We start from the raw sequence: 6,748 nt of genomic DNA, 5'->3' as shown, positions 1-6,748 counted from the left end.
AGCCTAGGCGAGGTGCCGAGGGGTGGGGCGAAGCGTTTTTGGTTACTTTTGGCGCTCTTCCAAAAGTGACCCGCTGTAAGAGCGGAACCATAAGTGGCCGTTACCGCAGGAACGGATATGTACACAGACATACCGCTATCGCAGGCAAGCCAGCTCCTACAGTGGGAATGCGGGGTGTCAGGTAGAGTCGGGTTGGCTGGATGGCCGCCATCGCAGGCAAGCCCGGCTCCCACAGGGATCGGATTCCAATTATTGACTACGGTGCACAGTGCCAAGTAGGCATTTTCGGCCTACCTTGTAGGATCCTGCCACATGTTGCCGTTTGGTGATCGTGAAAGCGGCACGTATGATGCATCCCAAACTCCCGCAGATTAGAAGCCTATGTCCCTGATAGTTCTACTGCTTCTGCCATTCATTGGCAGCTGTCTGGCGGCCATGCTGCCGCACAATGCACGTAACACCGAATCCCTGTTGGCCGGCCTAGTGGCCCTGGTCGGCACCCTTCAAGTCGCCCTGCTCTACCCCCAGATCGCCCACGGTGGCGTGATCCGCGAAGAATTCATGTGGTTGCCCAGCCTCGGGCTGAACTTCGTGTTGCGCATGGACGGGTTTGCCTGGCTGTTCTCGATGCTGGTGCTGGGCATCGGCACGCTGGTGTCGTTGTATGCGCGCTACTACATGTCGCCGGACGACCCGGTGCCGCGTTTCTTTGCGTTTTTCCTGGCGTTCATGGGCGCCATGCTTGGCCTGGTGATCTCCGGCAACCTGATCCAGATCGTGTTCTTCTGGGAATTGACCAGCCTGTTCTCGTTCCTGCTGATCGGCTACTGGCACCACCGCGCCGATGCACGGCGTGGCGCCTATATGGCGTTGATGGTCACCGGCGCGGGCGGCTTGTGCCTGCTGGCGGGCGTGATGTTGCTGGGGCATATCGTCGGCAGCTATGACCTGGACCAGGTGCTGGCGGCGGGCGATCAGATTCGCGCGCATTCGCTGTACCCGGTGATGCTGGCCCTGGTGTTGATCGGCGCCTTGAGCAAAAGCGCGCAGTTCCCCTTCCATTTCTGGCTGCCCCACGCGATGGCAGCGCCCACGCCTGTATCGGCGTACCTGCATTCGGCGACGATGGTGAAGGCCGGCGTGTTCCTGCTGGCCCGCCTGTGGCCGTCGCTGTCCGGCAGCGAAGAATGGTTCTACATCGTCGGCGGTGCCGGCGCACTCACCCTGCTCCTCGGCGCTTACTGCGCCATCTTCCAGAACGACCTCAAGGGCCTGCTGGCCTATTCCACCATCAGCCACCTCGGCCTGATTACCTTACTGCTGGGCCTCAACAGCCCGCTGGCCGCCGTCGCCGCCGTGTTCCACATCCTCAACCATGCCACCTTCAAGGCTTCGTTGTTCATGGCGGCGGGGATCATCGACCATGAAAGCGGCACCCGCGACATTCGCAAGCTCAGCGGCCTGGTGCGCCTGATCCCGTTCACCGCCACGCTGGCGATGGTTGCCAGTGCGTCCATGGCCGGGGTACCGCTGCTCAACGGCTTCCTGTCCAAGGAGATGTTCTTCGCCGAGACCGTCTTTATCTCCTCGACCGCCTGGGTCGAGTTCGCCCTGCCGGTGATCGCCACCATCGCGGGCACGTTCAGCGTCGTCTACGCCCTGCGCTTTACCGTCGATGTGTTCTTCGGCCCTACTGCCACCAACCTGCCCCACACGCCTCACGAACCGCCACGCTGGATGCGTGCGCCGGTTGAACTGCTGGTGTTCACCTGCCTGCTGGTGGGGATCTTCCCGGCCCAGGTGGTGGGATCGATCCTCGCGGCGGCCGCCTTGCCGGTGGTCGGCGGCGTGCTGCCGGAGTACAGCCTGGCGATCTGGCACGGCTGGAACGCGCCGATGATCATGAGCCTGGTGGCCATGAGTTGCGGCGTGGTGCTGTACCTGGTGCTGCGCAAGCAACTCAAGCGCGGCCGCTTCAAATACCCGCCGATCATCAGCTACTTCAACGGCAAGCGCATGTTCGAGCGTTGCCTGGTGGTGATGATGCGCGGGGTGCGCAAGATCGAGAAACGCATCAGCACCAAGCGCCTGCAGACCCAGCTGTTCCTGCTGGTGCTGGTGGCGGTGGTCGGCGGCATGATCCCGATGCTTAACAGCGGCCTCAGCTGGGGCGATCGCCCGAAAATCCCGGGCTCCATCGTGTTCGTCACCTTGTGGCTGTTGGCGATTGCCTGTGCCCTCGGCGCCGCCTGGCAAGCCAAGTACCACCGGCTGGCAGCCCTGACCATGGTCAGCGTGTGCGGCCTGATGACCTGCGTGACCTTCGTATGGTTCTCGGCGCCGGACCTGGCGCTGACCCAGTTGGTGGTGGAAGTGGTCACCACCGTGCTGATCCTGCTGGGCCTGCGCTGGCTGCCACGGCGGATCGAAGAAGTGTCGCCACTGCCCAGTTCCTTGCGCAAGGCGCGCATCCGTCGTCTGCGCGACTTCCTGCTGTCCACCGTGGTCGGTGGCGGCATGGCGTTGCTGTCCTACGCGATGCTGACGCGCCAGACCCCCAACGACATCTCCTCGTTCTACCTCAGCCGCGCGCTGCCCGAAGGCGGCGGCAGCAATGTGGTGAACGTGATGCTGGTGGACTTCCGGGGCTTCGACACCCTCGGTGAAATCACCGTGCTCGGCGCTGTGGCGCTGACGGTCTATGCGCTGCTACGACGATTCCGTCCATCCAAAGAGAGCATGGAGTTGCCGCCACAACAGCGTCAGCTGGCGCCGGACGTGGCTACCGACCTGGTCAACCCGCGCCAGGCCAGCGACACCGCCCTGGGCTTCATGATGGTGCCGGCGGTGCTGGTGCGCCTGCTGCTGCCGATTGCGCTGGTGGTGTCGTTCTACCTGTTCATGCGCGGCCACAACCAGCCGGGCGGCGGGTTTGTCGCCGGTTTGGTGATGTCGGTGGCGTTCATCCTGCAATACATGGTGGCCGGCACGCAGTGGGTCGAGGCGCAGATGAGCCTGCGGCCGATGCGCTGGATGGGCTTCGGCCTGCTGTCTGCAACCCTCACCGGGCTCGGCGCGCTGTTGGCCGGTTACCCGTTCCTCACTACCCACACCTGGCATTTCAGCCTGCCGCTGCTGGGTGATATCCATATCGCCAGCGCGCTGTTCTTCGACGTCGGCGTGTACGCGATGGTGGTTGGCTCGACGCTGTTGATGCTCACCGCCCTCGGCCACCAGTCGGTGCGCGCGCACAAACCGAGCAACCAGGCCAAAGCCGTGGCCGCCACAGAAGGAGCCGCCTGATGGAAGAAGTCATCGCAATTGCCATTGGGGTCCTGGCGGCCTCCGGCGTGTGGTTGATCCTGCGACCACGGACCTTCCAGGTGGTCATGGGCCTGTGCCTGTTGTCGTATGGGGTCAACCTGTTCATCTTCAGCATGGGCAGCCTGTTCATCGGCAAGGAGCCGATCATCAAGGACGGCGTGCCGCAAGACCTGCTCAACTACACCGACCCCCTGCCCCAGGCGCTGGTGCTCACAGCCATCGTGATCAGCTTTGCCATGACCGCCTTGTTCCTGGTGGTGCTGCTTGCCTCCCGGGGCCTGACCGGTACGGACCATGTGGACGGCCGGGAGCCCAAGGAATGACGTGGATGAATCAACTGATCGTCGCGCCGATCCTGCTGCCGCTGATGACCGCCGCGCTGATGCTGATGCTCGGCGAAAAACGCCGCCCGCTGAAAGCGCAGATCAATCTGGTCTCCAGCATCATCGGGCTGGGCATCGCGATCCTGCTGCTGTACTGGACGCAAAAAGGCGGCCCCGGCTCGATTGGCGTGTACCTGCCGGGCAACTGGCAGGTGCCGTTCGGCATCGTGCTGGTGGTGGACCAACTGTCGGCGCTGATGCTGGTGCTCACCGGCATCATCGGCGTGAGCGCGCTGCTGTTCGCCATGGCCCGCTGGGACCGCGCGGGCACCAGCTTCCACGCGTTGTTCCAGGTGCAGATGATGGGCTTGTACGGCGCCTTCCTCACCGCCGACCTGTTCAACCTGTTCGTGTTCTTCGAGGTGCTGCTGGCGGCGTCCTACGGCTTGATGCTGCACGGCTCGGGCCGGGCGCGGGTGTCGGCGGGGCTGCATTACATTGCGATCAACTTGCTGGCGTCGTCGTTGTTTTTGATTGGCGCGGCGATGATCTACGGCGTGACCGGTACGCTGAACTTCGCTGACCTGGCGCTGAAAATCCCGCTGGTGCCAGAGGCGGATCGTGGCCTGTTGCACGCGGGCGCTGCGATCCTGGCGACAGCTTTCCTGGCCAAAGCCGGCATGTGGCCGCTGAACTTCTGGCTGGCACCCGCCTATTCTTCGGCAAGTGCGCCCGTGGCGGCGATGTTCGCGATCATGACCAAGGTCGGCGTGTACACCGTGCTGCGCCTGTGGACCCTGCTGTTCTCCGGCCAGGCCGGTGCCTCGGCACTGTTTGGCGGCGACTGGCTGGTGTACGGCGGCATGGCGACCATCATCTGCGCCGGCCTGGCGATGGTGGCAGCGCAGCGGCTGGAGCGCATGGCCAGCTTGAGCATTCTGGTGTCGGCGGGGATCTTGTTGTCGGCCGTCGGCTTTGCTCAGCCAAGCTTGACCGCTGGTGCGCTGTTTTATCTGGTCAGCTCGACACTGGCGTTGAGCGCGCTGTTCCTGCTGGCCGAGTTGATCGAGCGTTCGCGCTCGGCCAACGACCTGCCGCTGGATGAAGAAATCGATGCGCTGCCCAAGGCCATGGAGTCCCTGCACCCGCGTCCTGGGGTGAACCTCGACGATGAACAGCAAGCCGTGGTCGGCCAGGTGATTCCCTGGACCATGGCGTTCCTGGGCTTGAGTTTTATCGCCTGCGCCCTGCTGATCATCGGCATGCCGCCGCTGTCCGGGTTCATCGGCAAGCTCAGTTTGTTGAGTGCACTGGTCAATCCGCTGGGCTTGGGCGTCAGCATCGATGCACCGATCCGCCCTGCGGCATGGGGCCTGGTGGCACTGCTGATCCTCTCCGGCCTGGCCTCGCTGATCGCCTTCGCGCGCCTGGGCATCCAGCGCTTCTGGACCCCGGAAGAGCGCCCTTCGCCGCTGCTGCGGCGCTACGAGTGCGTGCCGATCTTCTTCCTACTGGGCCTGAGCATCCTGCTGACCTTCAAGGCCGAGCCGCTGATGCGCTACACCCAGGACACCGCCGTCAGCCTGAACAACCCGGAACACTACGTGATGGCAGTGATGGCGACGCGCCCTGTGCCCAGCCCTGAAGCCAAGGCCGCCGCGCTGGAGGTGCAACCATGAAGCGCCTGTTCCCTGCCCCGTGGCTGTCGTTGGCGTTGTGGTTGTTGTGGCTGGTGCTCAACCTGTCCGTGAGCCCCGGCAACCTGTTGCTGGGCGCGGTGCTGGGGTTCCTGGCACCGCTGATGATGGCGCCGTTGCGGCCGTTGCCGATCCGCATTCGCCGTCCCGGGGTGATCATTCGCCTGTTCTTCCTGGTGGGTCGCGATGTGATCGTCTCCAACCTGCAAGTGGCCTGGGGCGTGCTGATGTGCGGCTCCCGCCCGCCGCGCTCGCGCTTTATCAAGATTCCCCTGGACCTGCGCGACCCCAACGGCCTGGCTGCACTGTCGATGATCACCACCGTGGTGCCCGGCACCATCTGGTCGGAACTGGCGCTGGACCGCAGCATCCTGCTCTTGCACGTGTTTGATCTTGAGGAGGAAGCGCCCTTTATCGAGCACTTCAAGTCCACTTACGAGCGGCCCCTGATGGAGATCTTCGAATGAGCGCCCTGCTCTCCAATGCGATCCTGTTCAGCCTGTTCCTGTTCTCGCTGGCGATGGTGCTGACGCTGATCCGCCTGTTCAAAGGCCCGTCGGCCCAGGACCGGGTACTGGCGCTGGACTACCTTTACATCCTGGCGATGCTGATGATGCTGGTGCTGGGTATTCGGTACGCCAGTGACACCTACTTTGAAGCGGCGCTGCTGATTGCGCTGTTCGGCTTCGTCGGCTCGTTTGCCCTGGCGAAATTCCTGCTGCGTGGCGAGGTGATTGAATGATGCCGTTATGGGTGGAAGTGATCGTAGCGGTGCTGCTGGTGCTCAGCAGCGTGTTTGCGCTGATTGGCGCGGTCGGGTTGCTGCGCATGAAAGACTTTTTCCAGCGCATGCACCCGCCTGCCCTGGCCTCGACGCTGGGCGCCTGGTGCGTGGCGTTGGCGTCGATCATCTATTTTTCGGTGCTCAAGTCCGGGCCGGTGTTGCACGGCTGGTTGATCCCGATTCTGTTGTCGATCACGGTGCCGGTGACCACGTTGCTGTTGGCGCGCACGGCGTTGTTCCGCAAGCGCATGGCCGGAGATGATGTGCCGGCCGAGGTCAGCAGCCGGCGCTGATTTCTCAGGCAAACTCGTTAAAAAATGTGGGAGCGGGCTTGCTCGCGGAGGCGGTGTGTCAGTCAGTACAGGTGTAACTAATGCACCGACTTCGCGGGCAAGCCCGCTCCCACATTTGGATCGACGCTAGGCGAAAGACCGGATTCGCGCCGCTAACTCAGCGAGTTCGACATCATCCGCCCGCACATGGTCGTGGGACGAGATATAGCCTTCATAGGCCTCGAAGAACTTGTCCACCTTCGAACTCAACGGTTTGAAGGTACTGTCCGACCCGGTGCCATGCATGGGAAACAACTTCGCATGCAAATGATCCACCCCGTACCCCTC

General features: G+C 63.1%; 6 protein-coding genes and 1 pseudogene. 6 read left to right on the top strand and 1 reads right to left on the bottom strand.

Going from position 1 to position 6,748, the window contains the following annotated elements:
* The first annotated feature begins 381 nt into the window (after nt 1-381).
* The 6 genes from HX803_RS13640 to HX803_RS13615 are packed head-to-tail and all read left to right on the top strand — an operon-like array spanning nt 382 to nt 6,421.
* A complete protein-coding gene (locus HX803_RS13640) occupies nt 382-3,303 on the top strand; it encodes a monovalent cation/H+ antiporter subunit A (protein ID WP_178921246.1) in 2,922 nt (973 codons plus the stop codon).
* Nucleotides 3,303-3,647 (top strand): Na+/H+ antiporter subunit C, encoded by a 345-nt coding sequence (locus HX803_RS13635; RefSeq protein ID WP_003192163.1) that lies wholly within the window; start codon nt 3,303-3,305, stop codon nt 3,645-3,647. Before HX803_RS13640 ends, HX803_RS13635 begins: the two co-directional genes overlap by 1 nt.
* Entirely contained in the window at nt 3,644-5,326 is a 1,683-nt protein-coding gene (locus HX803_RS13630) for a monovalent cation/H+ antiporter subunit D (protein ID WP_178921244.1), read from the top strand. The genes HX803_RS13635 and HX803_RS13630 overlap by 4 nt, the downstream gene beginning before the upstream one ends.
* Nucleotides 5,323-5,811 carry a Na+/H+ antiporter subunit E gene (locus HX803_RS13625; RefSeq protein WP_176998838.1) on the top strand — a complete coding sequence of 163 codons (489 nt, stop codon included), beginning with the start codon at nt 5,323-5,325 and terminating at the stop codon, nt 5,809-5,811. Before HX803_RS13630 ends, HX803_RS13625 begins: the two co-directional genes overlap by 4 nt.
* Nucleotides 5,808-6,086 carry a K+/H+ antiporter subunit F gene (locus HX803_RS13620; RefSeq protein WP_005789171.1) on the top strand — a complete coding sequence of 93 codons (279 nt, stop codon included), beginning with the start codon at nt 5,808-5,810 and terminating at the stop codon, nt 6,084-6,086. Before HX803_RS13625 ends, HX803_RS13620 begins: the two co-directional genes overlap by 4 nt.
* Nucleotides 6,083-6,421, top strand: coding sequence for a Na+/H+ antiporter subunit G (locus HX803_RS13615; protein WP_016969635.1), 339 nt, complete (start codon nt 6,083-6,085; stop codon nt 6,419-6,421). Before HX803_RS13620 ends, HX803_RS13615 begins: the two co-directional genes overlap by 4 nt.
* A gap of 126 nt (nt 6,422-6,547) precedes the next feature.
* Here HX803_RS13615 and HX803_RS32595 read toward each other — a convergent pair.
* A pseudogene (locus HX803_RS32595) lies at nt 6,548-6,748 on the bottom strand (diadenosine tetraphosphate hydrolase); the annotation flags it as partial.

This window comes from Pseudomonas sp. P7548, from assembly GCF_013386585.1.
Taxonomy (GTDB): domain Bacteria; phylum Pseudomonadota; class Gammaproteobacteria; order Pseudomonadales; family Pseudomonadaceae; genus Aquipseudomonas.
The sequence above is the reverse complement of the archived record's forward strand: the minus strand, read 5'-3'. Positions and strand labels throughout refer to the sequence as shown.

What these genes read in the sequence shown, in the direction of transcription:
- HX803_RS13640 (WP_178921246.1), top strand. Translation starts at nt 382, where the DNA reads ATGTCCCTGATAGTTCTACTGCTTCTGCCATTCATTGGCAGCTGTCTG.
- HX803_RS13635 (WP_003192163.1), top strand. Translation starts at nt 3,303, where the DNA reads ATGGAAGAAGTCATCGCAATTGCCATTGGGGTCCTGGCGGCCTCCGGC.
- HX803_RS13630 (WP_178921244.1), top strand. Translation starts at nt 3,644, where the DNA reads ATGACGTGGATGAATCAACTGATCGTCGCGCCGATCCTGCTGCCGCTG.
- HX803_RS13625 (WP_176998838.1), top strand. Translation starts at nt 5,323, where the DNA reads ATGAAGCGCCTGTTCCCTGCCCCGTGGCTGTCGTTGGCGTTGTGGTTG.
- HX803_RS13620 (WP_005789171.1), top strand. Translation starts at nt 5,808, where the DNA reads ATGAGCGCCCTGCTCTCCAATGCGATCCTGTTCAGCCTGTTCCTGTTC.
- HX803_RS13615 (WP_016969635.1), top strand. Translation starts at nt 6,083, where the DNA reads ATGATGCCGTTATGGGTGGAAGTGATCGTAGCGGTGCTGCTGGTGCTC.